This window comes from Mycobacterium shimoidei (assembly GCF_900417275.1).
In the GTDB taxonomy this organism is placed as follows: Bacteria; Actinomycetota; Actinomycetes; order Mycobacteriales; family Mycobacteriaceae; genus Mycobacterium; species Mycobacterium shimoidei.
Genome location: NZ_UEGW01000001.1, coordinates 2,611,761 through 2,636,652, shown reverse-complemented (window position 1 = coordinate 2,636,652; position 24,892 = coordinate 2,611,761). Strand labels below are relative to the sequence as shown.

The 24,892-nt window shown below is 64.4% G+C and carries 22 protein-coding genes, 1 tRNA gene and 1 pseudogene; 8 read left to right on the top strand and 16 right to left on the bottom strand.

Annotated features, from left to right (window positions below; all coding sequences use genetic code 11):
* Positions 1-3: 3 nt before the first annotated feature.
* Entirely contained in the window at positions 4-744 is a 741-nt protein-coding gene (gene fabG / locus MSP7336_RS12905; RefSeq protein WP_113963843.1) for a 3-oxoacyl-ACP reductase FabG, read from the bottom strand.
* Between the two features lie 88 nt (positions 745-832).
* Between fabG and MSP7336_RS12900 the strand changes: the two genes are divergently transcribed.
* Positions 833-1,999 carry an acyl-CoA dehydrogenase family protein gene (locus MSP7336_RS12900; RefSeq protein ID WP_069394386.1) on the top strand — a complete coding sequence of 389 codons (1,167 nt, stop codon included), beginning with the start codon at positions 833-835 and terminating at the stop codon, positions 1,997-1,999.
* A 123-nt stretch (positions 2,000-2,122) separates the two neighbouring features.
* On the opposite strand, the gene MSP7336_RS12895 is transcribed toward MSP7336_RS12900, so the two are convergent.
* The 9 genes from MSP7336_RS12895 to MSP7336_RS12855 all read right to left on the bottom strand — a co-directional run bounded on the left by MSP7336_RS12895 (position 2,123) and on the right by MSP7336_RS12855 (position 12,958).
* Positions 2,123-3,187, bottom strand: coding sequence for a phosphotransferase family protein (locus tag MSP7336_RS12895; RefSeq protein ID WP_113963842.1), 1,065 nt, complete (start codon positions 3,185-3,187; stop codon positions 2,123-2,125).
* A 27-nt stretch (positions 3,188-3,214) separates the two neighbouring features.
* Positions 3,215-4,483 carry a cytochrome P450 gene (locus tag MSP7336_RS12890; protein ID WP_113963841.1) on the bottom strand — a complete coding sequence of 423 codons (1,269 nt, stop codon included), beginning with the start codon at positions 4,481-4,483 and terminating at the stop codon, positions 3,215-3,217.
* A gap of 9 nt (positions 4,484-4,492) precedes the next feature.
* Positions 4,493-5,710 carry a cytochrome P450 gene (locus tag MSP7336_RS12885; RefSeq protein ID WP_069394383.1) on the bottom strand — a complete coding sequence of 406 codons (1,218 nt, stop codon included), beginning with the start codon at positions 5,708-5,710 and terminating at the stop codon, positions 4,493-4,495.
* Positions 5,711-5,722: 12 nt separating this feature from the next.
* Positions 5,723-7,207, bottom strand: coding sequence for an aldehyde dehydrogenase family protein (locus MSP7336_RS12880; RefSeq protein WP_113963840.1), 1,485 nt, complete (start codon positions 7,205-7,207; stop codon positions 5,723-5,725).
* The gene (locus MSP7336_RS12875; RefSeq protein WP_113963839.1) at positions 7,200-8,114 is read right to left on the bottom strand and encodes an SDR family oxidoreductase; all 915 of its coding nucleotides are present in this window, start codon (positions 8,112-8,114) and stop codon (positions 7,200-7,202) included. Before MSP7336_RS12875 ends, MSP7336_RS12880 begins: the two co-directional genes overlap by 8 nt.
* Entirely contained in the window at positions 8,107-9,234 is a 1,128-nt protein-coding gene (locus MSP7336_RS12870; protein WP_113963838.1) for a spirocyclase AveC family protein, read from the bottom strand. The genes MSP7336_RS12875 and MSP7336_RS12870 overlap by 8 nt, the downstream gene beginning before the upstream one ends.
* 3 nt (positions 9,235-9,237) lie before the next feature.
* Positions 9,238-10,350 carry an ABC transporter substrate-binding protein gene (locus tag MSP7336_RS12865; RefSeq protein WP_113963837.1) on the bottom strand — a complete coding sequence of 371 codons (1,113 nt, stop codon included), beginning with the start codon at positions 10,348-10,350 and terminating at the stop codon, positions 9,238-9,240.
* An 89-nt stretch (positions 10,351-10,439) separates the two neighbouring features.
* Positions 10,440-11,255, bottom strand: coding sequence for a CbbQ/NirQ/NorQ/GpvN family protein (locus MSP7336_RS12860; RefSeq protein ID WP_113963836.1), 816 nt, complete (start codon positions 11,253-11,255; stop codon positions 10,440-10,442).
* A 26-nt stretch (positions 11,256-11,281) separates the two neighbouring features.
* Positions 11,282-12,958: a nitric oxide reductase activation protein NorD gene (locus MSP7336_RS12855; RefSeq protein WP_244917457.1), complete on the bottom strand. Its 1,677-nt coding sequence runs from the start codon at positions 12,956-12,958 to the stop codon at positions 11,282-11,284.
* Positions 12,959-13,048: 90 nt separating this feature from the next.
* On the opposite strand from MSP7336_RS12855, the gene MSP7336_RS12850 reads away from it, so the two are divergent.
* The 3 genes from MSP7336_RS12850 to MSP7336_RS12840 all read left to right on the top strand — a co-directional run bounded on the left by MSP7336_RS12850 (position 13,049) and on the right by MSP7336_RS12840 (position 16,348).
* Positions 13,049-13,987: an SDR family NAD(P)-dependent oxidoreductase gene (locus tag MSP7336_RS12850; protein ID WP_113963835.1), complete on the top strand. Its 939-nt coding sequence runs from the start codon at positions 13,049-13,051 to the stop codon at positions 13,985-13,987.
* Between the two features lie 90 nt (positions 13,988-14,077).
* Positions 14,078-15,385 carry a TetR/AcrR family transcriptional regulator gene (locus MSP7336_RS12845; RefSeq protein WP_113963834.1) on the top strand — a complete coding sequence of 436 codons (1,308 nt, stop codon included), beginning with the start codon at positions 14,078-14,080 and terminating at the stop codon, positions 15,383-15,385.
* 120 nt (positions 15,386-15,505) lie between these two features.
* The gene (locus MSP7336_RS12840) at positions 15,506-16,348 is read left to right on the top strand and encodes an SDR family oxidoreductase (protein WP_069394375.1); all 843 of its coding nucleotides are present in this window, start codon (positions 15,506-15,508) and stop codon (positions 16,346-16,348) included.
* On the opposite strand, the pseudogene MSP7336_RS12835 reads toward MSP7336_RS12840, so the two are convergent.
* Positions 16,345-16,563, bottom strand: a pseudogene (locus MSP7336_RS12835) (dihydrodipicolinate reductase); the annotation flags it as partial. The gene MSP7336_RS12840 and the pseudogene MSP7336_RS12835 overlap by 4 nt on opposite strands.
* A gap of 182 nt (positions 16,564-16,745) precedes the next feature.
* Between MSP7336_RS12835 and MSP7336_RS12830 the strand changes: the two are divergent.
* A complete protein-coding gene (locus MSP7336_RS12830) occupies positions 16,746-17,843 on the top strand; it encodes an NAD(P)H-dependent amine dehydrogenase family protein (RefSeq protein ID WP_069394373.1) in 1,098 nt (365 codons plus the stop codon).
* A 136-nt stretch (positions 17,844-17,979) separates the two neighbouring features.
* Positions 17,980-18,333, top strand: a complete 354-nt coding sequence (locus MSP7336_RS12825) for a lipoprotein LpqH (RefSeq protein ID WP_085178739.1) — start codon at positions 17,980-17,982, stop codon at positions 18,331-18,333.
* Here MSP7336_RS12825 and MSP7336_RS12820 read toward each other — a convergent pair.
* From MSP7336_RS12820 to MSP7336_RS24500, 4 genes are all read right to left on the bottom strand, one after another.
* The gene (locus MSP7336_RS12820) at positions 18,311-20,059 is read right to left on the bottom strand and encodes an ABC transporter ATP-binding protein (RefSeq protein WP_113963833.1); all 1,749 of its coding nucleotides are present in this window, start codon (positions 20,057-20,059) and stop codon (positions 18,311-18,313) included. The genes MSP7336_RS12825 and MSP7336_RS12820 overlap by 23 nt on opposite strands.
* Positions 20,056-22,635: an ABC transporter ATP-binding protein/permease gene (locus MSP7336_RS12815; RefSeq protein ID WP_113963832.1), complete on the bottom strand. Its 2,580-nt coding sequence runs from the start codon at positions 22,633-22,635 to the stop codon at positions 20,056-20,058. The genes MSP7336_RS12820 and MSP7336_RS12815 overlap by 4 nt, the downstream gene beginning before the upstream one ends.
* On the bottom strand, positions 22,635-23,348 hold the full coding sequence (locus MSP7336_RS12810) for a TetR/AcrR family transcriptional regulator (protein WP_113963831.1): 714 nt from the start codon (positions 23,346-23,348) through the stop codon (positions 22,635-22,637). The genes MSP7336_RS12815 and MSP7336_RS12810 overlap by 1 nt, the downstream gene beginning before the upstream one ends.
* A 71-nt stretch (positions 23,349-23,419) precedes the next feature.
* On the bottom strand, positions 23,420-23,554 hold the full coding sequence (locus MSP7336_RS24500) for a hypothetical protein (RefSeq protein ID WP_264078135.1): 135 nt from the start codon (positions 23,552-23,554) through the stop codon (positions 23,420-23,422).
* Between the two features lie 92 nt (positions 23,555-23,646).
* On the opposite strand from MSP7336_RS24500, the gene MSP7336_RS12805 reads away from it, so the two are divergent.
* The gene (locus tag MSP7336_RS12805; RefSeq protein ID WP_113963830.1) at positions 23,647-23,913 is read left to right on the top strand and encodes a hypothetical protein; all 267 of its coding nucleotides are present in this window, start codon (positions 23,647-23,649) and stop codon (positions 23,911-23,913) included.
* A 46-nt stretch (positions 23,914-23,959) separates the two neighbouring features.
* Here MSP7336_RS12805 and MSP7336_RS12800 read toward each other — a convergent pair.
* Positions 23,960-24,042: transfer RNA gene (locus tag MSP7336_RS12800), tRNA-Leu, on the bottom strand.
* A 484-nt stretch (positions 24,043-24,526) separates the two neighbouring features.
* On the opposite strand from MSP7336_RS12800, the gene MSP7336_RS24255 reads away from it, so the two are divergent.
* The gene (locus MSP7336_RS24255; RefSeq protein ID WP_244917456.1) at positions 24,527-24,874 is read left to right on the top strand and encodes an LAGLIDADG family homing endonuclease; all 348 of its coding nucleotides are present in this window, start codon (positions 24,527-24,529) and stop codon (positions 24,872-24,874) included.
* The last annotated feature ends 18 nt before the right edge of the window (positions 24,875-24,892 follow it).

The following is a 24,892-nucleotide window of genomic DNA, read 5'->3' as shown; positions in this document are numbered from 1 at the left end:
TACTCAAATATGCCGCCCTCCAGTGACTTCCATCACAGTGCCGGTCATGTACGAGGACAGATCCGAGGCCAGGAATACGGCGACACCGGCGACATCACTGGGTTCGCCAGCGCGCCCCATCGGGATTTCCGCGACCTTCTCGTCCCAGATGCGTTGTGGCAGCGCCTCTGTCATCGCCGAGCGAATCAGACCGGGAGCGATCGCGTTGACCCGGACACCGAGGTAGGCAAGCTCTTTGGCCGCGGCTTTGGTCATGCCCACGATTCCGGCCTTGGCCGCCGAATAGTTGGTCTGGCCGACCATGCCGACCTTGCCCGAGACCGACGACATGTTGATGATGGCGCCGCGTTTGTTCTCCCGCATGATCGCAGCGGCCGTGCGCATGCCGTTCCAGGTGCCCTTCAGATGCACCGCGATCACTTGGTCGAATTGCTCCTCGGTCATCTTGCGCATCGTCGCGTCACGGGTGATCCCGGCGTTGTTGACCATGATGTCCAGGCCACCGAAGCGCTCGACGGCGGTCGCGACAAGTGCTTCCATGTCGGCTGCTGCCGTGACATCGCAGCGAACCGCGAGCGCGACGTCATCGCCACCAAGCCGTTTTGCCGCGGCCTCGGTGGACTCGAAGTTCACGTCGCCCAAAACCACTCGTGCACCTTCGGCCACGAACCGCTCCGCGATTGCGAATCCCAATCCTTGGGCCCCGCCAGTGATGACCGCCGTTTGACCGGTCAGCAACGACACCTGATCACCGTCCTCGCCTCGACTTGCTCAATTTCAGACATCGTATTTCATATATGATCGCCGCGAGCACCGGCCCAAAGGAGCTGTAGTGACCACCGCTGTCGACGACGAAGACTTCCAGGCAATCCTTGCGCAGACTCGTCAATTCGTCCGCACCGCCGTCATGCCTCGCGAGCAGGAGATCCTGGCCGCGGACCGGGTTCCCGACGATCTGCGCGAGCAGGCCAAGAAGATGGGCCTGTTCGGTTACGCCATTCCCCAAGAGTGGGGTGGACTCGGCCTTGATCTCGCTCAGGATGTCGAGCTCGCGATGGAATTGGGCTACACGTCGCTGGCGGTGCGTTCCATGTTCGGCACCAACAACGGCATCGCCGGTCAGGTTTTGGTCGGCTTCGGCACCGACGAACAAAAGGCCCGCTGGCTAGAAGCGCTGGCCTCCGGTGCGGTGGCCTCGTTCGCGTTGACGGAGGCAGGCGCGGGATCGAATCCGGCGGGCTTGCGCACCAAAGCCGTTCGCGACGGAGACGACTGGGTGATCTCCGGCGAGAAGCGCTTCATCACCAACGCGCCGGTCGCTGATTTGTTCGTGGTCTTCGCCCGAACCCGCCCCGCCGATGACGCGGGCCCCGGCATCGCGGTTTTCTTGGTTCCCGCGGATACCGACGGTGTCACGGTCGGCGCCAAGGACGCCAAGATGGGCCAGGAAGGCGCCTGGACTTCCGACGTCAGCTTCGCCGATGTTCGTGTTCCGGCCGGTGCCCTGGTCGGTGGCAGTGAAGACATCGGGTATCGCGCGGCGATGACCTCGTTGGCCCGCGGCCGGATCCACATCGCCGCGCTGGCCGTGGGAGCCGCTCAGCGCGCACTGGACGAGTCGGTGTCCTATGCGGCGACCGCCACGCAGGGCGGCACCCCGATCGGGAATTTCCAGCTGGTGCAGGCGATGATCGCCGACCAACAGACCGGGGTGATGGCCGGACGTGCCCTGGTGCGCGATGCGGCCCGGTTGTGGATCACCGACGAGGACCGCCGCGTTGCGCCGTCGGTCGCCAAGCTGTTCTGCACCGAGATGGCCGGAAAAGTCGCCGACCTCGCGGTGCAGATTCACGGCGGCAGCGGATACATGCGCGAGGTACCGGTGGAGCGGATCTACCGCGACGTCCGCTTGCTGCGCCTCTACGAGGGAACCAGCGAGATTCAGCGACTGATCGTCGGGTCGAACCTGGTCAAGGCGGCGCAGCGCAAACTGGGCTAGAGATAACCGGCCGCCCCATCCTCCGCGAGCGGGCGTGTCCCCGGTCGACACGCCGGGCATCACACCGGTTTTGCGCCCGCTCGCGCCAATGGGTGAGCTGGCAATGGGTGAGCCAATGGGTTACTAGCCGATCAGGTCCAGCGTGCCCAGGTCTCGGATCGCCTGACAGCCCCGGGCCAGCATGGTCAGCACCATCTCGTCGCCGCGGTCGGTGGCAGCGGCGAACGCGAACCCCAGGGCCGAAATCAGCAGAGCCTGCGGCATACCGAGTCGATAATCCCGCCAACAGGTTTCGCGGTCATAACCCTGGACACCGTAACCGCAGAGCACCCCGTGATATGTGTCAACCAGATCCGCCTCGATGCCTGCGCGTAACTCGGGCTGAAGACTGGTGGCGGTGAAGTAGGCCAAATCCCGTGCCGGCAGGCCCACGCCCAGCGTCTGCCAGTCGACCACCGTGATCGTGGTGGCGTCGGGACCGAACAGCATGTTGTCCAAGCGATAGTCACCGTGCAGCAGCGCAAACCGATCTTGCTCGGCGAGCAGCCAAGGAGTGACCAAACCCATTGCAACGCGAAAGGTTTCCCGGTCAGCAGCGGTCATCCGGTTGCCGAGTTTATCCAGCGTGATGTCGGCGCTCATTACTGCAACCTCGCCGAGACCCTTAGCGGAGGCTTCGTCTGGGCGCGTGAAGGCGATGCCCTGGAAATCAAGCCAGCGCGGATCACACCAACTGGGTCCGTGTAGGCCGGCCAGCGCGGTGACAGCGAGGCGTGCCTCCTGCTCACCGCATCCGGCCAGTTGGTCACCTTGCACCGCAGGGGCCTGATCGGCCAACAGCAGCGCATAGTCCATCGCATCGGCGGTGATCGCACAGTAAAAGCAGTGCGGTACCGGGATTTCAACCCGCTGGGCCACCGCGTCGTAGAACGCGCACTCGCTGCGGTAGCCGATCGTGACCCGGTCGCGCACGGTGTCGTCCTGGGCCGGCAACTTGATGACGAAGGTATCCGGCAACCCGCCGGGGTTGTGCGCATAGGTGGCCGATACCCGATACGTCGCACCGGTCTGCCCGGTGCCCACGGCAGTGACGCTGACTTGTGATACCTCGACGGGCCTGCCACGCTCGCTGAGCACGGCTGAGAGCCATTGCGAGGTGACGTCGTCGGGATACCGGGGAATGGCCATGGCCGTACTGTAAGACATACGGCACGGTTACGGCGTCAGCCTGAATTCGAGATGGAGATCGGTCAGGCCGCGCATCTGCCAGGTCGGTTCGTAATTGTAGCGGCGGGCATCTGCCGGACCGTGCTTCGCTTCGCAGATGACGATGTCGGCCATCCGATCGAGAACTCGGTTCAGCGAGATTCTGCCCTCTGCTCGAGCCAACGGTGCCCCAGGGCACGAGTGGTTGCCGCGTCCGAATGCCACATGCTCGCGCACGTTCGGGCGATCGAGGTGAAACCGGTCCGGATCGTCGAACTTGCGACCATCTCGATTGCTCGCGCCGGGCAGCAGCATCACCGTGCTTCCGGCGGCAATCGGGACGTCACCGACACTCGTCGAGGTCCGTGCCATCCGGAAATGCGATTTGACGGGGCTTTCCATCCGCAGCGTCTCTTCGACAAAAGCCAGGATGCGGTCGCGGTTCTCACGCAACAGTGCTTGCAGCTCCGGATCTTCAGCGATCATCCGCATCGCGAAGCTGAGCAGCTTTGTGGTTGTCTCTTGGCCTGCCGCGAACAAGAACGTAGCAAGGCGTACCACGTCGATGAGGTCGGGTGTCGATCCGTCCGGATATTTCGCCTCGGCCAGCTGCGTCAGCACGTCCTCGCGAGGTGCTCGACGGCGTTCGGCGATGTGGGCGGTGAACCTCTCGTCGAGCCATTCCAGCGGGTTATGGGCGCGGGTCAGCGAATTGTCTTTGATGCCACCGACAAATTGGCCCGAGAAGACAGCGCGAAACTCTTCGTGGTCCTCTGCGGGGACGCCGAGCAGGTCGGCAATGACCAGCCCCGAAAAGGGCCTCGCGTAGTCTTCGAGGGATTCGCAGGCGCCACGGGAGACGAATTCGTCAAGCTGCTGGTCGGCCAGGCACCACATGAAGTCTTCGTTTTCCTTGAGCCGCTTGGGGGTCAGCAGCCGGCTGAGTAGGCCGCGCGTGCGGGTGTGCTCTGGCGGATCTTGCGTAACGATGTGTTCGCTCATCGGAATCTGCGAACGATGCTGCTCGATCAGGGCCCCGATGTCGTCGCCCTCGGGTTCGAACGGCAGGCCGGAAAACGGGCCGGCAACCGAGACACACGACGAGAACGCCGGGTCCTTATACACCGCAAGGGCTTCCTGGTAGCCGGTTATGCTCACCACACCTTGTTGAGGTTGCGGCAGCACCGGGCAACGCTCACGCAGGTAGTCGAAGTACGGGTATGGATTGGAAATGAGAGACGCGTCGGTGAAGAAACCGACCGACTCGAAGTCGCTCACCGCGCCCTCCTAGGCCGGTGCGGGATCGAACAGCACCGGCAGCGACGTCGGGGAGCGGAAGATTTGTCCGCGGATGTGCGGGTCATCGCCGTCGGGGTCGAGGCGCAAATTGGGCAAGCGGTCGAGCAACAGGTTCGTCGCCACCCGCATCTCGAGCCGTGCCAAGTGCATCCCCAGGCAGACGTGGACACCGTAGCCGAAACCGATATGCGCTCTGGCCGAACGGAAGATGTCGAAGCGATCCGGATCCGGATACCGGTCGTCTTGCCGGTTGGCCGCACCCAGCATCGGCATGACCGAGGAGCCTGCGGGGATCGGAACGCCGGCCAACTCGGTGTCGCGAGTGGCCACCCGGGTAATGGTCAGCAGCGGCGGTTCCCAGCGAACCGCCTCTTCGATCGCCTGCGGCAACAGCGAGCGGTCAGACCGGACTGCATCGAGTTGATCCGTACTGGAAAGCAATCCGAACAGCATGTTACCCAGCGCCCGGTAGGTGGTCTCGACGCCGGCTGGAAGTAGCAACCGCAGGAAGCAGAAGATCTCTTCGTCGGACAGCTTTTCGCCGTCGATCTCGGCCTGGGCCAGGCCGCTGATGAGATCATCGCGAGGTTCGTCGCGGCGCGCCGCGAGAATCGGCGCGAAATACTCAGCCAATGCTTGCGAAGCGGCACGGCCCCGCTCGGGGTTGATGGTGAAACTCAGCAACGAGATCGACCAACGCTGAAACTGGGGATAGTCCTCTCGCGGCAGGCCCAGCAGACCGGCGATGATCTGGGTCGGGTACGGGAACGTGAATTCCTTCACCAGATCTGCGCTGCCGCGGGTGGCGAACTGGTCGATCAGCTCGTTGCCGATCTTGCCGACCAGTTCGTCCTCCCAGCGCGCCAATGCCTTCTGCGAGAAGGCTTTTGCGACCAAAGACCGGTGACGACCATGCTCTGGCTCGTCCATGCCGAGCATGACGTGCTTACCCAGCACATCGCCGAACGCATCGATGATGATCGCCGACGAGAATGTCTCGTTGTCGCGCAGCATCTGCTGCACTTCTTCGAAGCGGTAGACGATGAAGACCGGTTTGGACTCGTCGTGCGGCATGCCTGACATGTCGAGGCGCTGCACCGGTTGTTCACGGCGCAATCGGGCCAACTCGGTGTAGGGGTCGCGAACGTCACCCGAGACGGCATCGTCGAAGGCCCCGAAGTCCTCGAGATCGTCAAACAGTTGCACTGGTGCCCTTTCTCAGCCCGCGGGATACCCCACAGATTTGATTTCGGTGTACTGGTCGAAGCCCGCGACGCCGTTCTGGCGTCCTACCCCGCTGTACTTGTATCCGCCGAATGGTGTGTCGGCGCCGTACGGAGCGCCGCCGTTGACACCGATGAAACCGGCCCGGATCCGGCGGGCCACTGCCAGTGAGTGCTCCAGGGATCCCGACATCACGTTGCCCGCCAGCCCGTAAAGGTTGTCGTTGGCGATCCGGATCGCGTCTTCCTCATCGTCGAAGGGAATCACGGCCAGCACCGGGCCGAAAATCTCTTCCTGGGCGATCGTCATGGAGTTGTCGACGTCGGTGAAAAGCGTCGGCCGGACAAAGAATCCCTTGTCGAATCCGGTCGGCGCATCCGGACCGCCCACCAATGCGGTGGCGCCCTCTTCGACGCCCTTGTTGATGTAGCCCATCACGCGTTCCCGTTGTTTCGCTGAAATCACTGGGCCGCAGAGAGTTCCGGGATCCTGTGGGTCGCCCGGCATGACGTTCTCGTAGATGCCCTTGAGGATCGCAACGCCCTCGTCGTAGCGAGATCTCGGCAGCAGCATCCGGGTCGGGTTTGCGCACCCCTGCCCGGCGTGCATACACGGCGCGATGCCGATCGCGCAGGCCATCCCGAAATCGGCGTCTTCGAGCACGATGGTGGCCGACTTACCGCCGAGCTCAAGGAAGAGCCGCTTCATGGTCGCCGCGCCTTTTTCCATGATCCGCTTGCCGACCGCCGTCGAGCCGGTGAACGAGATCAGGTCGACCTTCGGCGACAGCGTGAGCTCCTCGCCCACGAGGTGATCCGACGCGGTGACGACGTTGACCACGCCGGGCGGGATATCGGTTTTCTCGGCGATCAGACGACCCAGCCGGGTCGCATTGAACGGAGTGTCCGGCGCCGGCTTGAGTACCACGGTGTTACCGGTGGCAAGGGCCTGTCCGATCTTGTTGATGGTGACTTCGAACGGGAAGTTCCACGGCACGATCGCACCGACCACGCCCACCGGTTCCCGCCATATCTTGCGCGTGGTCAGCGTGCCGGTGAGGCTGATCGTCTTGTCACCGAGGTCGGTTTCCCAGGGATATTCGTCGATGAGCCTGGCCGGATAGCGCAGCGCGTCTTCCAACGGGGCGTCCAGCTGGGGCCCGAAGGTGATCGCCCGCGGCGCGCCGACTTCGAGGATGAGCTCTTCGCGCAGCTCCTCGCGCTCGGCGTCGATCGCCTCGTGCAGCTGCAGCAGGCACCGCTGGCGCAATGCGCGGTCGGTCGACCAATCGGTCTCGTCGAAGGCGCGCCGGGCAGCGTCGATGGCCCGGTGCATGTCTGCTTTCGACGCGTCGGCGACCTCGCCGAGCACCTCCTCGGTGGCGGGATTGATGTTGGTAAAAGTGCCGGCTTGGCCGTCGACGAGTTTGCCGTCGATCATCATCTTGGGCTCGAAGCGGACCTTTACTGCCTCAGTCATGGTTGTCGCTCTCTGTCGATGGGGCTCGGCTTTCCGGCGGGCGTAGCGCGCCGGGACGTGGGATGCCCATCGCAAGACGGGTCACCCTATGGAGAGCCTTACTGGAAAGCAGCCGATTGGCAACCAGCAACATGCGCGCGTCGACGCCGACGGCGCGACGAGCAAACGGGGCGCGGTCTTCCAGGGCCTTGGCGAGGCCCCGTGCGAAACGTTCGGGTGGGCGTGCGAGCAGCCGCATTGCCGCGCGGCCGCGCCGGTCGATTTTGGTGTGGTGGGCGGCGTAGGGCCCGCCGAAATCGCGATAATCCAAGGCCCCGGCGTCGGTGATGATGTCGGTGTCGAAGGTCCCCGTCACCACGACGGTGACGCCGAGTCCGAACGGCGCCACCTCGCCGGCCAGCGATTCGGCCCACCGTTCAAGTGCGCCCTTCGCGGCCGAGTAGGCCGCGATCGCGGGCATGCCCCGGACCCCGCCCTGACTGGAGAGCACCACGATTCGGCCGCGTCCCGCCGCGCGCATCGACCCTAACAGCGCTTTGGTGAGCGATACCGGGCCGAAGACGTGGGTGGCAAACATGCGTTCCCACAGATCCATCGGCGTTTCTTCGAGCATCCCGGCAGCGGCGATCCCCGCGTTGTGCACCAGCGCATGCGGGGCCCCTACGGCTTCGAGGATCGCCTTGGCCGCGGCCGTCACCGAGGCAGAGTCGGTGAGATCCAGTGGGATGCCGATCAGTCGCGGATCGTCGTGTTGGGCGCCGGTCTTCGCGCGCAGCGCGTCAAGACCGGACTCCGGCGAACGCATGGCCGCCACGACACGCCAGCCGTGCTTGTAGAGGTGGGCGGCGGACGCTAAACCGAGTCCGCGCGAAGCGCCGGTGATGACGACGGTGCGCGGCTCACCCATTGCCCGGTCCACACCGTCCGCCGTCAGCCGGTGGTTCGACGTGCGGGCGTCCGTTGGGCTGCGCGCTCATCCAGGTCGACCAGATCCCGACCGAGTACGGTCCGGGCTGCCCGTTCTTCTCGTAAAACCCTTGCGGGTCATACACCTTGGCTTCTGGGTAAGGCCATGGGCACGCGACCGACGTCGCGGTTCTCGTCCACTTGATGATGGCGAATCCGGTGCCATAGCCGAAGTAGGCGACGTTGATGAGGACGAGCATCACCACGAACATGCCCAGCGCGGGCCGGCTGGCGAAAATCCGCGCCCGTTGGGCCAGCTTCTCAGCCACCGTACGACCGGTGTCATCGCGGTAGAGCAGCACGCCGGCCGGAATCATCACGAACGTCACCATCACGGTTTCCCAGATGAACGGGAATTGGTATGGCTTGCCAGCGAATATCGAGCCGAACGGAATCACTTGACTGTAAATGTAGAAGCCGGTGCGAACCAGCGTGACCTCGAGCATCGCATCGATGAGGATCCCTAGCGGCAGAATGATGGCCGCCAAGCTGATCAGCGGGTGACGCCAGACGAACGAGTCGACCGGCCGACGGGCCTGGATCTTGCGCAGGATCCAGATGGCCGGGAAGTAGGGGCCCAGATAGAACATGATGTAGCCGATAACCAAGAACGGTTCCACGGTGGGCGAAATCGAGACCAGTGGCCAATCTTCCGGCCAGTGCCAAAGTTCCGGGTTGTAGACCGCGAAGGGTGACCAGTTCATGATGGGGTCCTGCCAGACGATGAGCGTCGTGACGATGCCCATGAGCAGGACCGGGTGGGCGGGATGTCTGCGCCATGCCACCACGTAGACCGCGACGATGATGCTCATCGAGACGACCGTGAAGATCTGGAACAGATCCAGCCAATGGTGGTAGCCGAACAGCGGCTCCACCGGGCGCGGAGCGCCGCTGACTTCGGGATTGCGGATGCGCGGCGACACCGCACCTTTGCGGGCGTTGGCCGCGATGAGTGCCAGTAACGCAATGGCGATCGCGACCCACAGCCAGCCGATCCACCTGCGGCGCGGCTCCTCGGCGGCCTGGACCTCGGTGGCTGGCGCTGTCTGTTCTGCGGTCATCGGCTACTCCTCACCGAAGCGGTCGACGAGATGTGAGGTGACGCCGTCCGGATCCAGCTTGCGGGCCACCAGATAGCCGGCCCCCACCCAGGCGCGGCGGGTCCAGTTTCCGAACGACACGCGGGTGCCGGGTGCCCCGGAGGCGGCGGGCATCATCTTCACCCGCTCCAGGGCCTCCTTTACGCCGCGTGGACTCAACGGATGTGCGTCGCTCAGTGCGCGCGCCAACGTCATCGCGATGTCCCGGTTGACAACCGGCACACACCATTCCGGCCTGCGACCGTAGGCTTGCTGGTATTCGTCGAGGAACTTCTGCCCGACCATGTTGTTCTCGTCGTACTGGTCGACACCGACCCAACCCATGAACGCGTTCCACATGATCGGATTGAGCCAGGCATTCTGGAACGCGGTACTGGTGAATCGAGGTGGATCCCAGTCCAGCGCTTCGAGAGCCGGGTTGATGAAGACGATCCCGAACCCGAAGCCGCAGTGCACGATCGCCGGCGCCTTCGCTTCGTGCAGCGCACGCACCGCGTCGGAAACATCTTGTGCGGTCTGCGCAATCGAGGCTTCGGCCACAATGCGGATACCCTTGCGCTTGCACGCTGACCGGAAGTTCTTCAGGTAGGTCTCGCCAACGAGCGACTGCTCCTTCAGTACGCCGACCTCGCTATGGCCGCCTTTGGCCAGCAGATCCGACCAGAAGATCGGCTCGTCGGTGAGTGATCCCATCGGGAAGGAGAAGAACCACTCCCCCAGCGCCTCGTCCGAACCGGTGACACTGATCGCCGGCACCTTGAACCGCTCCTCGATCGCCTCGCTGGTGGGAACGGCGTTGTCGGTGATGCTGGGGCCAAAGATCGCCAGGCAACCCTCGTCGCACAGTTCGCCGTAGGCATCGATGACCGCCTTGACCGATCCTTTCGGTAGACCTTCGACCTCGCGGTAGATGATCTCGATGGACCGGTCGATCAGGCCTTGTTCGGTGGCCTGCTTGAACACCAGATCGAACGGCTGGGTCAGGTCTTCGAAGTAGGTTTTCGGAAAACCTTCGGGCAGCCGAAAGTCCATCAGGTAGCCGATTTTGATGGGCTCTGCGGCGCTCTCGTAGGACATCTCACCTCCAGTGGCGCACGACAACGGCCACCGCCCGACGAACGTGACCTAAAATTTGTTCAGACCCTAGCGTGCCTGCCGTCGCATCGTCAATCATCATGTCCGGCTTCGGCAGGCAGATACGCATCGATCATCTCGCCCAGCCCGCTGGCCACCATGGCATCGTCGGTGAGCGGGCCGGCGATGGCGGCGCGGGCGGCGCTGCGCGAGCCGAGCCCCTCCGCGATCAGCCGACCGGCGGCGATCAGCACCCGGGTGGAGGCAACCTCGCGCAATCCCGCGGTGTCCAAGCGTCGGATTGCCTGTCCCAACCGCACCAGCTGGGCCGCGGTTTCATGGTCGACGTTTGCCTCGCAGGCGACGATTTTTTCCTCGACGTCGGCCGTCGGAAAGCCGAACTCAATGGCGACCATGCGTTGTCGGGTGGAGTCCTTCAGGTCCTTCAGAACACTCTGGTATCCGGGGTTGTAGGAGACCACCAGGCAAAAGCCGGGCGCTGCATCAAGCGTTACCCCGAGCCGCTCAATCGGGAGTTGGCGACGGTGATCGGCCAACGGATGCAGTACCACGGTGGTGTCCTGGCGAGCCTCCACCACCTCGTCGAGGTAGCAGATGGCGCCCTCGCGCACCGCGCGCGTCAGTGGTCCGTCGACCCATTCGGTCTCCCCGCCGTGCAACAAGAACCGGCCGACGAGATCGGCCGTGGTCAAGTCGTCGTGGCACGCGACCGTGATCAGCGGCCGATCCAGGTCGTAAGCCATGGCTTCGACGAACCGTGTTTTTCCGCAACCGGTGGGGCCCTTGAGTACTACCGACAGCCCCTGCCGGAACGCCGCTTTGAAGACATACTCCTCGTTGCCTACCGGCACGTAGTAGGGGCGTGGGCGGTCCGTCCCAGTTGCCATGTCCGACAGTCCCTTTCCTGACTCCGTCATGCGATTCGTCGCCGTACGTCCGCTGACCCGAGTGCCGAGCGGAACAGCGGGCCGATCACTTGATGCAGTTGGTCAACCCGCGGGATGGTTGCGTGCGCGGCACTGCCGAACACTCGTTGCAGTTCGCTGACATCTGTGGCGGCGCCGATGGTCAGGCACAAGCAACCGGTCCCCCGGCGACGCGCCTCGGCCAGTGCCCGTCGTGCGTCAGCCGCGCCGTAGTCACGTTCGTAGCCGTGGTCGTAGGCCAAGCCGTCGGATATCACGACCAGCAATCGCCGGGGGGTTCCGGCCCGGCTCTCCAGCACAGCGGCGCCATGGCGGATCGCGGCGCCCAATCTCGAGAAGGCGCCGGGCTTTAAGCCGCATAACCGGCGCAGCGCCAGGGTGTCCAGGTGGTCGTCGAATCGCTTCACCGGCAGAACATGCACGGCGGATCGACCCTGTGATTGAAATGCATAGAGCGCCACCCGATCTCCCAGATCGTGCAGGGCCGCGGTCAAAACAGCCGCCGCTACTCGCTGCTGTTCGTGCACGGTTTGGCCGACGGTCCCCGGTTCGGCCGTCGAACCCGAGACGTCGAGCAGGATCAACACCGAAAGATCGCGCCGGCGGCGCAGACTGTCGAGGTAGACCGCTTCATCCGGCGCCGACCCGGCAATGGTTTCCACCCTCGCCTCGACCGCCGCATCGATGTCGACGTCATCACCCTGGGCCTGCCGGTGATAGCGATCCAGGCCCACACCGAGCCGGGCGAGCGCACGGCGCAATCGATAGCCCTCGGCCAATGGCAGCGAAGCCGTGTCGTCCGGACGAGGCGCGACTTCCTGCACGGTGCACCAGTTCGGTCGGTATTGCCGACGATGAAAGTCCCACTCCGGGTACTGGATTCCGCTCGCCTTGTCAGCATCGGTGTCTTCGGCCCCGAACGTCGCGCTCGATACCACGGCCAGCGCCCCGCCCCGGGTACCCGAACGCGAGCGATGCGTGGGCGCATCCGCACCCGGCTGTCCGTTGCCGCTGAGCTTTCGCACCGAGCTCAACATTTTCTTGAACCACCTGCCGACGACGCCTCCGCCACCCACCGGACTGGAGAAGATGTCCACGACATCGTCGGAGTCGTCGCTGTCGTCGTCGAGGTCCGTCAGATGCTTGCGCTGCCGGCGTGGGTCATGGCGCTCGGTTTTCTGCTTTGGTCCGTCGGCCTTGCTGGCCGTCAACAACTTTCGTGGATGGATTACCCCGAATGAATCAGGTGGCTCCTTGATCACCGCACCGCTGCGCAGCAAAGACAGCGTCGCGGCCGGTGAATCACTGCGACCGGCTACGTCGCGGTCGCAAAGAGTCCACACTGCCGGCGGCAGCAGCTCTTCGCTGGCCGCCAGCGCCCGATGCCCCTCTACCGCAAGGTATCGCGAGGCCAGCGTGCGGCGCCGGCCAAGACGCCGTACGATCGCCGGCTCCAGGCTTCCAGCCGCCAACAGACACGCCTGCACCGCTACCTGTTCAAGCTGGCGTCGCGCACTGGTATCGGCGTCGACGAACACCGTTTTGCCGTCCGTCCACGCCGCCTCACCGCAGACAGCGGCCGCCACTTGGAGATTGCGGCCGGAAAGAGCAGAGGCCAACAAGCTCCATCGCTGCAGCGCACTCGCCGAAATGTTGTTCGCCAACGACTTCCTCGACCGCCCATGTTGACCAAATATCTGTTCCAGCCTAAAGTCCGTCCTGGCCCCCGTCAATCAATCGAGGTGGTGCCCAGAATGATCGATTTCACAGGCCAAGCCGTGGTGGTCACCGGAGCGGGTCGCGGCCTCGGGCGCCTTTACGCCATCGAGTTGGCGCGCCGCGGCGCCTCAGTGGTGGTCAACGACGTCGGCGGAACCATGCACGGTTCGGGAGCTGACGAAACCGTCGCCGGCTCGGTCGTCAACGAGATCCACGCTGCCGGCGGTACGGCGGTAGTGTCACACGACTCGGTGGACAGCCCCGAGGGTGGCGAAGCCATCGTTGATCTGGCGGTAAACCGTTTCGGCCGGCTTGATGCGGTGGTCAGCAATGCCGGCATCTTAACCAGCATCCCGTTTGAGGAGCTGTCGGCCGATGACTGGCGCCGCATGTTGAGCGTGCACCTTGACGGCGGTTTCTATGTGAGTCAGCCGGCGTACCGGGTGATGAAATCGCAGGGCTACGGCCGTTTCGTGTTCATCTCATCGTCTGGCGGAATGTTCGGGCAGCCATTGGAGGCCCACTATGCCGCCGCGAAAGCCGGGCTGGTCGGGCTCGCGAACGTGATCGCGATCGAAGGCCAGCGGCATGGCATCCTCGCCAATACCGTGCTGCCGTTCGGACTTTCGCGAATGGCCACAAACACGGTCGGGGATCCAGAAGCAGTAGAGCAGATCGGCTTTCTCAAAGTGATCCAGCCCGAACTCGTCGTTCCGATCGTCGTCTACCTTGCCAGCCGAGCCTGCGATTTCACCCACCACAACTATTCGGCCTGCGCCGGGCGGTTCGCCAGGGTCTTCGTCGGACTGGGCGAGGGCTGGCTCGCGGACCCCGAGACCAATCCCAGCGCCGACGACATTGCGGAGCACCTATCCGAAGTGACTGCGACGGAACCCTTCACGGTGCCCGGCTCGATCTTCGACGAGGTCTTCGGCGTCTGTGACCGGCTCGGCGTCAACGCGTTTTCGCAGTGATCCACAGCTCTGCGGCTGCACGTCAGCGTAGCTACCGTCTGGTAGCGTTTAACCAAACATTCGTTCAGTCGGTTGGCTTGTGGAGGTGACGTGGCGCGCCGGCAACCAACCGATGCGGCAACCGCCGCGGGCCCTGCCCGTGGTGCCTACGACGACGGAACGCGGCGGACCGAAATCCTTCGAACTGCGGAATCGCTGATCGCGTCATCGGGCTTGCGCACCTCGCTGCAGGAGATCGCGGACGCCGCCGGCATTCTTCCTGGAAGCTTGTACCACCATTTCGAATCCAAGGAAGCGATCCTGGTGGAGCTGCTCCGGCGGTATTACGCCGATCTGGAGCGCATCGGGGCGATTGCTCGCGACAAGCTGGACCAGCCGGGGTCACGACCGGTGTCGGAAGCGATCATCGAGCTGGGTTCAGCCATCGCCCGCTGTGCCGTGGAGCATCGCGCCGCTCTGCAGATGTCGTTTTACGAGGCACCGACCGCAAACCGTGAGCTCGTCGAGCTGCTTCGACACCCGCCGACCGCTGTCCAGGACGCGATGTTGCAGACCCTGCGCGCCGGCAGGTGGAGCGGCTACATCAGGGCAGAGGTCGACCTGCCGACGCTGGCGGACCGGATTTGTCAGTCGATGATGCACGTCGGCCTCGACGTCATCCGCCATACCGCCGCTGCCGATCAGGCAGCCACGCTGCTGTGCCGGATCATGTTGCACGGTTTGGCCAGCCGCCCATACAGCGACAAAGAGTTGGATCGTTCGGCCGCATTCGCCGCTGCCGAGGAAGCAATCAAGACCTGGCCCGAGGAGACCGAATCCGCGGCCAACGACAAAGCGGCGCATGTGCGCGCGGTGGCCCGAGCGGAATTCGGCCGGAAGGGATACGAAGTCACCACAATCCGCGACATCGCGTCGGCAGCGGGCCTGGGCACTGGGACGGTCTATCGGTTGATCGGCTCCAAGGACGAACTGCTTGCCTCGATCATGGAGTCGTTCGGGAAAAAGGCCGGCGGAGGGTTCGTCAGCGTCCTTCGGGCAAACGCGACACCCATCGAGAAGTTGGATGCATTGACGTGGGTCAACATCAATGCGCTGGATCAGTTCCCGGACGAGTGGAAGATTCAGCTTGCCTGGATGCGGCAGTCTCCGCCCGATACTCCTAACCCCGGCCTGCTGTTCACCACGCGGCTGCGGCAACTCAAATCAATGCTGTCCGAAGGTATTCGATCTGGAAACATCCGGATCGACACTCCCTCGATCGAGATGCTGGCACGCTGCGTCATGGACGTCATCTGGATGCCGGAGAACATCGTCCGGGCGCAAGGCAAGAGCGCGGCGCTGATCAATGCCCGTGACACGGTGATACGCGGCGTTGCTGATCGAAATGCCCGCGATTAGCCGCTCGACCTGGCCTTTTGCCGGCCTCATCACCGGGTGGATCCAGGTATTGAACCAAAAATATGTTCCCCGTAAAGTTTTTGCGAGCCCACGCGACGGGCGCAGACAAGAAGGAGAGCAATGACCGGCATCGAGCAATTCCGGTACGACGGCAAGCGAGTCCTCGTCGTGGGTGGCGCCACGGGCATGGGAGCCGCCGCGGCGCAAACGGCAGCGGCGCTCGGCGCCGAGGTGATCGTGATGGATTACGCACCGGTGACCTACGACGCTGCCCGCAAGGTGACCGTCGACCTGTCCGAACGATCCTCAATCGACTCCGCGGTCGAGCAGGTCGGCGGCCCCATCGACGCAATCTTCTCGGCGGCCGGCGTTGCCGACGGGCCGAAGCTGATGAGAGTCAACTTCATCGGTCATCGCCACCTCATCGACCGGCTGCGGGCCGACGGCAAGCTTGCGCGTGGTGGGGCGATCTGCTTCATCTCGTCGGTGGCCGGCATGGGTTGGGAGAACGATCTGCCGCTGCTGCAGGAGTTCTTGGCCACGCCCGACTACGAATCGGCCGATGCCTGGTGCACGGCCCACGAGTCAGAGGGCATCATCCACTACGGGTTCAGCAAGAAGGCCATCAATGCCTACGTGGCAACGCAGGCGTTTCCGCTGCTGAAAGAGGGCGTGCGAATCAACGCCATCTGCCCCGGCCCAACCGATACGCCGCTGGCGCGCGCCAACGCCGACCTGTGGCTCAGCTTCGCCCAGGACTACCGGGACGAGACCGGTTGCCAGATCCACACACCAGAGCAGATGGCCAACACCATGGTCTTTCTCAATAGCGATGCCGCCTCCGGTATCAGCGGCATCACCCTGCTCGTCGACAACGGGCACGTGATGTCGTCGCTCACCGGCGCATATCCGCCCGGCAAGCCCATGATGGACCTGATCATGGGCCGGGTGACGCTCGCCTAGAGCGCATGGCGGGGCGGCGTGATCGGCAGGTCGAGTGAACTCAGCAGCCCCGCAGGTGCATCCACGACGTAGGGCACCGCGTTGACGACGCGCATGGCGGTGGCTGCCATTGCGCCTCGGCCTGCGCCGTTCCCCTCCGGGTCGCCCAATGTCATCGAGCAGTGGATATCGGGATCTCCCTCGATGTCGACACGATAGGTGGCGTCGCGCCGGGACCGGTAGGCCCGCACCATAACCTGATCTTTGTTCAGCTTGGAAGCAGCTGGGATGGCGTACAGCGGCTGTCGACGCCCTTGACCTCGGCTATCGGCGTTGATACGTTCCGGTGGAACAAACTTTAGGTTACGTTCTTTTGTCTCGCGGTGCAGATCTACGCCCAACGGCGAGGAGGAACAGCATGCGCTCTCACCGAGTTGTGGTGTGGTCCACAGGCGGTATCGGTTCGATTGCCGTCCGAATGATCAATCGCCGGCCCGATCTCGAATTGGTCGGGGTGTGGGTGCACTCCCCGGAGAAGGTGGGCAAGGATGCCGGCGAACTCGCGACCGGGGAGCCGATCGGAATCACGGCGTCCAACGATGTGGAGTCGCTGATAGCCCTTCGGCCCGACTGCGTGGTGTATGCGGCAAGCGGACCCGAACGCGATGCCATCGCTATCCCGGACTACGTGCGCCTGCTCTCCGCCGGTATCAACGTGGTCACCACGAGTACGACGCGGCTCGTGAATCCCGTTGCGTACGAACCCTCGACGTGGCGCGATGAGCTTGCCAGCGCCGCCGAGAAGGGCCAGGCATCTTTGTATGCCTCGGGGATAGAGCCCGGCTTCGCGGCCGATTATCTGCCGCTGGTGCTCATGACGCAGTCCGGGTCCATCGAGTCCATCCACGCCTATGAGATCGGACTCTACGATGACTACGGCGTGGCCGACATCATGATCAACGGCTTGGGATTCGGGCGGCCGCTCGACTTTCAGCCCTTCGTCGCCATCCCCGGCGCCATCGCCGGTGAGTGGCAGGGTCAGATCCGGATGATCGCCGACGCATTGGGCGTCGAAGTCCAAGAAGTCCGCGAATCCTACGATCGCAGCACGACGGATCGCACGTTCGAGGTTGCCTTCGGAGTCGTCGAGGCCGGAACCTGTGCCGCGGTGCGGATGCAAGCGATCGGCGTCGTCGACGGACGCGAGTCGATCGTGATCGAGCATGTGACACGGTTAGCGCACGACATCGCACCGGATTGGCCGACAGGGGTGGGCGATCTGTCGTACCGGGTGGTGGTCAAGGGAGAACCGAATATCGACTGCACGATGGCAGTCACGCACGACGACCCGCGTCGCGCCGGCATCCCGCACATGAAATCAGGGGCGGGAGCAATGTTCGCCACCGCCATGCGCGTGGTCAATGCGGTGCCACACGTCGTCGCCGCGCCACCTGGGTTGCTCAGCTCGTTGCACCTGCCACTGACGCTGCCGCAGCACGCCTTCGCCGCAGCCTGAGACCTGACCCACCTCTCGATCCACCCAACTGCTCCCAAGCTGGCGGTGCGACTGGTAAAAAGACCGTGTGAGAGGCCGAATCGTAGCCGCAGCCGTGACCGCTTCGGTGTTGGCGGCAAGCACGTCGGGATGCTTCATGCGAGCCGAGAAAGTACCGCAGAACACAGCTCGAATTACGGTCAACCACCAGACGCGCACCTCACATGCCCTGACGTGCACTCAAGTTCAGTGGTTGTGGACCGCTGACATCAGCGCTGCCCCGGCCCACGTCAAGACGGTCCTCCGGCTGGATGGCGAAGCGCCCAAACCCGAGTCGGTCGACATCGACAACTTCGAGGGCTTCACCGGTGTCGCCAACTCCGGAGTCGGCGACGCCAAAGTGGTGTTCGCTAACAACACCTATACCGTGACGGGCAAGGCGCAAGGGACCGACCCCGACGATGTCAGCGAACCTGCGATAGCGGACTTCAAGATCGAAGTGAGCTGTTGACGATCCGCCAATCGGCGGCCTCGCGCTGCTGACGCCAGAACTCGTCGAAACGCCCACCTGCCGCGAGCAGTTCGTCGACGCCGCCGTCCTCCACCACTCGTCCGCTGTCCACGAAGAGCACCCGATCGGCGTGCCGAATGCTCGCCAGCCGGTGCGCCACGATCACCCGGGTGCGCGGCAGTGGGTCGGCGCTGAGGGCATCGACGACGGCCGCCTCGTTTTCAGTGTCCAGAGCGCTGGTCGCCTCGTCGACAAGAAGTATCGGCGCGGGTTTGAGCAGAGCGCGCGCGATGCTGACTCGTTGGCGCTCACCGCCGGACAGCGCCGAGCCGGCTTCGCCGACGATCGTCTCGGTGCCGTCGGGCAGCCTGCCGGCGAGCTCGTCCACCCGCGCCAGCCGCATCGCGCGGTCGAACTGGTCGTCGCCGGCGCCGGGATCCCCGACATGCACGTTGTCGCGGATCGTGCCATGAAACAAATACGGGTGCTGGAACACCACGCTGCTCACCGCACACCGTGACGCGGGGTCCAGCGTGACGGCATCGACGCCGTCGATCAGAACCCGGCCGCGGGTGGGCTCGTGCAGCCCGGCGATCAGCGCCAGGATGGTGCTTTTGCCCGAGCCGGACGGTCCGACGATCGCTGTCGTAGTTCCGGGCTCCAGCGCGAAACTCACCTGATCGAGCACCGGTGCGCTGGCCTCGTCGTAGTTGAACGTGACGTCGTCGAACTCGATACGCGGGGCGGCATCGGCTCGCAGGATCTCGGTGCCGCTACGGCTGATTGGTGCGGCCAGCACCGACCGGATCCGGTCGAGTGTCGCGCGCGTGCTCTCCAGGGCGGGGGCCAGTTCGCTGATGGTGGTGAACGGCTCCAGATAGCGTGCGATCACGACGATCAACGCGATGGCCTCGGGCACCGAAAGCGTGCCGGTCACTGTCAGCGCGGTGGTCGCACCCGCCAGCAGGATGAGCGCCAGCTGGCTGGCGAGGCTGAACAGCAGCTGCCCCGGTACCTGCATGGCCAGCAACCGCATCGTCGCGCCGTGCTGAGCGACCAGCGCGTCGCCGACCATGCTTCTGGCCGGTTCGACGCGTCGCGCCGCCCGCAACGCCTGCTGGGTTCGGGCGAATTCGATGATCCGCTCGGTGAGCGCGGTGTTGGCCTGGGCTGCCGTAGCGTCGGCGCGCCGCGCCAGGCGCGCGGACGTCCACAGCGCCCCCAGCAGCAGCGGCACACCGCCCAGGGCGGCTAGACCAAGCTGCCAGGAAACCGGAATCAGTGCCAACGCGATGGCCGCCGGCAGCAGAATTGCGGTCATCAGCGGGGTCAGCAGATTGACCACCAGCCCGACGAGCTCGGGCCCCGTGGCCGCGATCGCCTGCCGGGCCGTCGCGGTGTTCTCGGCGGTGAACCACCTCAGCCGGACATCCGGAAGCCGGTCGGCCACGTCGTGCTGGGTGTGGTCGAGCACCGCGAAACCCAGGTCGAACCCGATCCGCGCGGTCGCGGTGTCGACCACCCACCCCATCGCGGTGGCGGCGGTCAGCCAGCCCAGCCACACCAGCGCGTGCTGCATTGTCTGGCTGAACAGCGCCCCCACCAGAGGGACGAGCAGCACCGTGGCCGCTGCCCGCACCGCAACCGAGAAGAACGCCAGCACGGCGTACGTGATCACCTTGGCCCGACGATCGGGTGGAACAAGGCTTATCCAGGTGCGAATCATCGCGCTCCCTCTCGAGCCGCGGTCGCGGCCAGCGCATCAGGCCTACCGCTGTCCCACAGTCGTCGATACCGCCCCCCGGCGGCGAGCAATTCGCCGTGGGTGCCGTGTTCGGCGATGCGGCCGTGATCAAGGACGACGATCTGATCCGCCTCGGTGATGGTGTGCAGCCGGTGGGCGATCACCAGCACCGTGCGCTCTCGGGTCAGCCTGTTAAGCGCTTGCTGCACAAGATATTCCGACTCCGGATCGGCAAACGCAGTGGCCTCGTCGAGGATCAGCACCGGCGTATCCGCGAGGATCGCTCGGGCGATGGTGAGTCGTTGCCGTTCTCCTCCAGAGAGTCCGACCCCGGCGCCCAGCATGGTGTTGTAGCCGTCCGGCAACCGCATGATGCGATCGTGGATCTGCGCCTGGCGAGCCGCGTCCTGAATTTGCGCGGCGGTCGCATCCGGTACGGCCAGCGCGATGTTCTCGGCGACAGTGCCATGCACGAGCTGGGTTTCTTGCAGGACGAAGCCGACCCGCGCGTAGAGCTCGTCGGCGGTCATGGAGCGAATATCCTGTCCGCCAACGCGTATCGCGCCTTGCTCGACGTCATGGAAGCGGGCCAACAGCGCGGCCAGTGTCGACTTGCCTGACCCGGACGGGCCGACCAGCGCGGTGACCGTTCCCGGCCGCAGCGTGAGCGAAACGTCCTGGATCACCGGAACTCCGGGCCGGTAGCCGAAGCTGACGTGGTCGAACACCACCGTCGCCGAGGCGTCGCCAATGCGTGGCCCCCGCTCTTGCTCACTGAGTTCCGGCTCGTCGAGCGTGATCTGCAATCGCCGGGCGGCCAGCATCCCCGCGCGGATGCCACCGAGCCCGTAAGCGATGCCGAGCAGCCGCGAGCCGAACGTGGTGCCCAACAACAAGAACGGCAACAGATTCACCGGGTCCATCCGGCCACTGACGACGAGTAACGTGCCGCTGACCGCAATGACCCACAGGAATGTCGAAGGGCGGGTCACCAGATCCATGAAAGTCTTTTTGTTTGCCAAGGGGCGCTGCCAGCCCACCAGGAATCCGACGTATTCGTCGAGCCGACGCCGGAAGCTGGACGCCGCCGCACCGCCGAAGACCCGAATCACCGGCTGCCCTTCGAGATACGCGCCGGCCTCGCCGCTCATCCGTTCCGCCCAGCGCTGCGATTGTGGGATGCGCGGACCCGACTGGATGGTGATGGCCGACGTCAGCACCAGATAAACCAGGACCGGCACGAACAGCACCAGCGCGACCCGCCAGTCGACGACGAAGAGGTAAACCAGCACGGCCACCGGCGCGACTACCGCGGCTATCGCGTCCGGAATGGCGTGGGTGATGAGGTAATGCAGAGACATTGTGTCGTCTTGCACCAGCTGCTTGATCGAACCCGAACCGCGAGCGGTGAACCAGCCCAACGGCAACCGCGACAGCTTGCTCAATAGCCGTGCGCGCAACAGGCCGGCGAACCGTGCGTCGACGATGTGCAACCACAGCGTCAGCGCGGCGCCGAGCACAGTGCCAACGCCCAGCAAAGCAACCGCAGCGATGGCGACCGTCCACAGCCGCGACGCCGCGGCGCCGGACACCAACAGCCGGGCCAACTCGACGAGCAGCACGAACGGCGCCAGCTGCAGCAGCGTTATGACGGCCTGCAACGCACCGGATGCGATCAGTTTCCACCGCAGCGGTGCCAGCAATCGGCCCGCAGCCTGAGCGCGCCAACGGCCGGGAGAGACCGGTTCTTTCTGTACCGCAACGGTTTCCGATTGGTTTTCAGCCGGCACGCCGGCTGGCCGAGGCTCGTCGCCGCGGCGGATTCCCATCTCGCGTCCCGCGCTCCAGTAGGCCTGGGCATGTATCTCGGATTTGGGAAACCCGAATTCGTCACGCAGCCGCTTGCGAATATTTTTCAGGCTCGCGGCCTCCGGCGTGGCCCAGGCATACCAGTTCGACCAGTCCCGGGTTTCGATCGCGTCGGCCAGCGACTTCTCATCGCGACGAGCCACCCAGTGCACGCGCAGTCGCGGGTGCTGGGCGAGCGGGATCAGCGCGTCGTTGGGGTCGTGTTGCTCGAGGTACAGCTCGATCGGGACATCGTCTGGGACTGTGCCGATGATGCCGTTGATACCCGGTATCGATGCCGCGTCCCCGATCAGGAGATAGCCGGCCGGCTGCTCGTCGGGCACATCGAAACGCGACGAGCCCATCAGCGACATCACCGGGATGGTGGCGCCGGGCTCGACCGTCCGCGCCCACGTCGACGCCGGACCGGCGGGCTCATGCAGCACAACATCGACCGCGAAGCGGCCCGCGGCAACATCAGCCTCGCTGATCGTGTAAGCGCGCTGGAACTCGGTCGTGGACCCTTCCGGGTCGGGAAACCAGAACCGCAGCCACGCCGCCGGTTCGGCTTCCGCATCCTCGAACAAGGTCGGCGAGGTCATCCAGATCCGCACGAAATGTGGTGCGATCCAGACGGTTTCGATCACTGTCGCGGTGTGGTCCCGCGCGCCGAAGCCCCGCAACATTGCGCCTTGAAAGCCGCGCGCCATCAGCGACCCTCTCCGGCTGCGGTCAATTCCGTCACGAACTCGCCGACCGGGCGGCCGGGCGGCAGCAGCGTAACCAGCCCGCGGATTGATGCCGCCAGCAACAGCCGCACGAGCTCAGTACTCGAAACCTGCGGCAGCCCGACGTGGGCGGCACCCAACTGCGGGTTACCGGCCAGCCGATCGGCGGCGGCGTCACGCTCCGCCGCGAACTCATCGGCTTGGTCTCCGCCGGTGACGTCGGCGTTGTGGTCCTCGCGAGCGGCCAGGCTGATCGCCAGCGTGGCAACCGCGCTACTCAAGACCATGGCCGCATCAGCCTCATAGCCGCGCCGGCTCAACGCCTCGACCTCGGCGGCCAACAGCCGGGCACCGGCCTCCCCGCGCGGAAACAGCACCTGAAGGTACGACGCGAGCCCTGGGTGCTCAGCGGTGAAGTCGCGCAGCTGAAGGCCCAACGACAGCAGATGCTGCTCGATATCGGCCCCTGGGTCATCGTGCAGCTCGAGCTCCGCCAGCAGACTCTCACCCACCAGCCGCTCGAGATCCCACCTGCCTTCGACATGGCGGTACAAGGCGGTCGGCGATACCCCTAGCCGGGCAGCGACCGCGTTGATGCTCAGCCGCCGCAGCCCCAGCTCACGGCCCGCCCGGACGATGTCTTCAAGCGCGATGAGCGGAGGTCGCCCTCCCTGACGCGATGTAACGGTCTGCACTTAGATTTCCCCGGCCATAGGTAAGTTACCCCCACAAACTAAGGGTTGCCTTACCAAAGGTCAACCTCGGGTCAGGGTTGCTCGTCAGGCGGTTGGGCGTCGCGGTCAGGGGGCGGCTGTTTCAACCACTTGCTGAGCCGGGCGAGCTGGTCGACAACAATGCCCACGGCCACGAGCATCAGTGTCACCACAATCGCGGTGGTCACAATTTCAATGGTGACAGATACCCGACCCCCTCAGGCAGCATCCTTCATGCACGTCAGCCGTAGATGTCAGTGCATGGTGATTGCATGGCGCTATGACCGAACGAATAACTCGCAGGGTCCACATCGCGCTGGCGGCCACCGCAGTCACCCTGGCTGGGCTTGGAGGCCTCACGTGGGCACCGACCGCCAAGGCCGATCCAATCGACTGCGATTTCACACACACCTGTAGCTACAGCCCGCGGTACAACGGTCCGATACTCAACACTTGGGATGTGCCGGGCACCTACGGCGGCTGGACGACGCTGCCGCTGATCTGCGATCCGATCACTGGCGCGTGCCGACAGTATGTAACGCCGTAGCAGTTCGCGGGTGTACATGAAACAGTCGGTGTAGCAGGATAATTCGTGCGGGCGGAGGGACTCGAACCCTCATGCTCTTTCGAGCGCCGGCACCTAAAGCCGGTGCGTATTCCGTTCCGCCACGCCCGCGCGCGTAGAAATCCTACCGCTCCGCTCATCGACGGATCTGTCGGTGGCCCCGCCTAGTTTTGGTTTAACGCAATGGCGAGAGGAGCGGCGGATGCGATCCGCGGAGGAGTTCGAAGCTGTCCGGGCTCTCATCGCAACCGGTATGAACGACTGCGCTATTGCTCGGGAGACCGGCATTCCGCGCCCCACAGTGCGGGATTGGTGACGCCGACCACAATTGAGTGTAAGAAGTCCGAGCGGATCGTCAACGTGCAACATTGCGCACCGTTTTTCCAACCTTCCCCCGGCTGCGTACTGCTACTTGCTTGGCCTCTATCTCGGCGATGGCTGCATCGTTGGGTACAAGCGCGTCTAGCGGTTGAGGATCGTCCTCGACGCCAAATACCCGGGAATCATCGCTCGGTGCCGCGACGCCATGGACACCGTGATGCCGGGCCAGCGTGCGGCAGCGCAACGTCGTAAGAGTCGTTGCATTGAGGTATCGATGTATTCCAAGCACTGGCCGTGCATATTTCCCCAGCATGGCCCCGGCAGGAAGCACCGCAGGCCCATTCGGCTAGAGCCATGGCAGGAAGTTCTCGTCAAGCAGGCCACCGAGGAATTCATACGCGGATTAATCGATAGCGACGGCTGTCGTGTCGTCGCCAACGATCGAGGTGTCCAAAGCGTCCGCTACCACTTCTCCAACCGATCCGACGACATCCGAGGGCTCTTCTGTGCGGCGCTGGATGATCTCGGTATCCCCTGGACCCGTAACGCCCGGTACCAGATCGCGATCTACCGCAAGGCAGCGACAGCACGGCTGGATGAGTTCGTCGGACCCAAGGCATAAACGCCCAAAGGCCCCCTC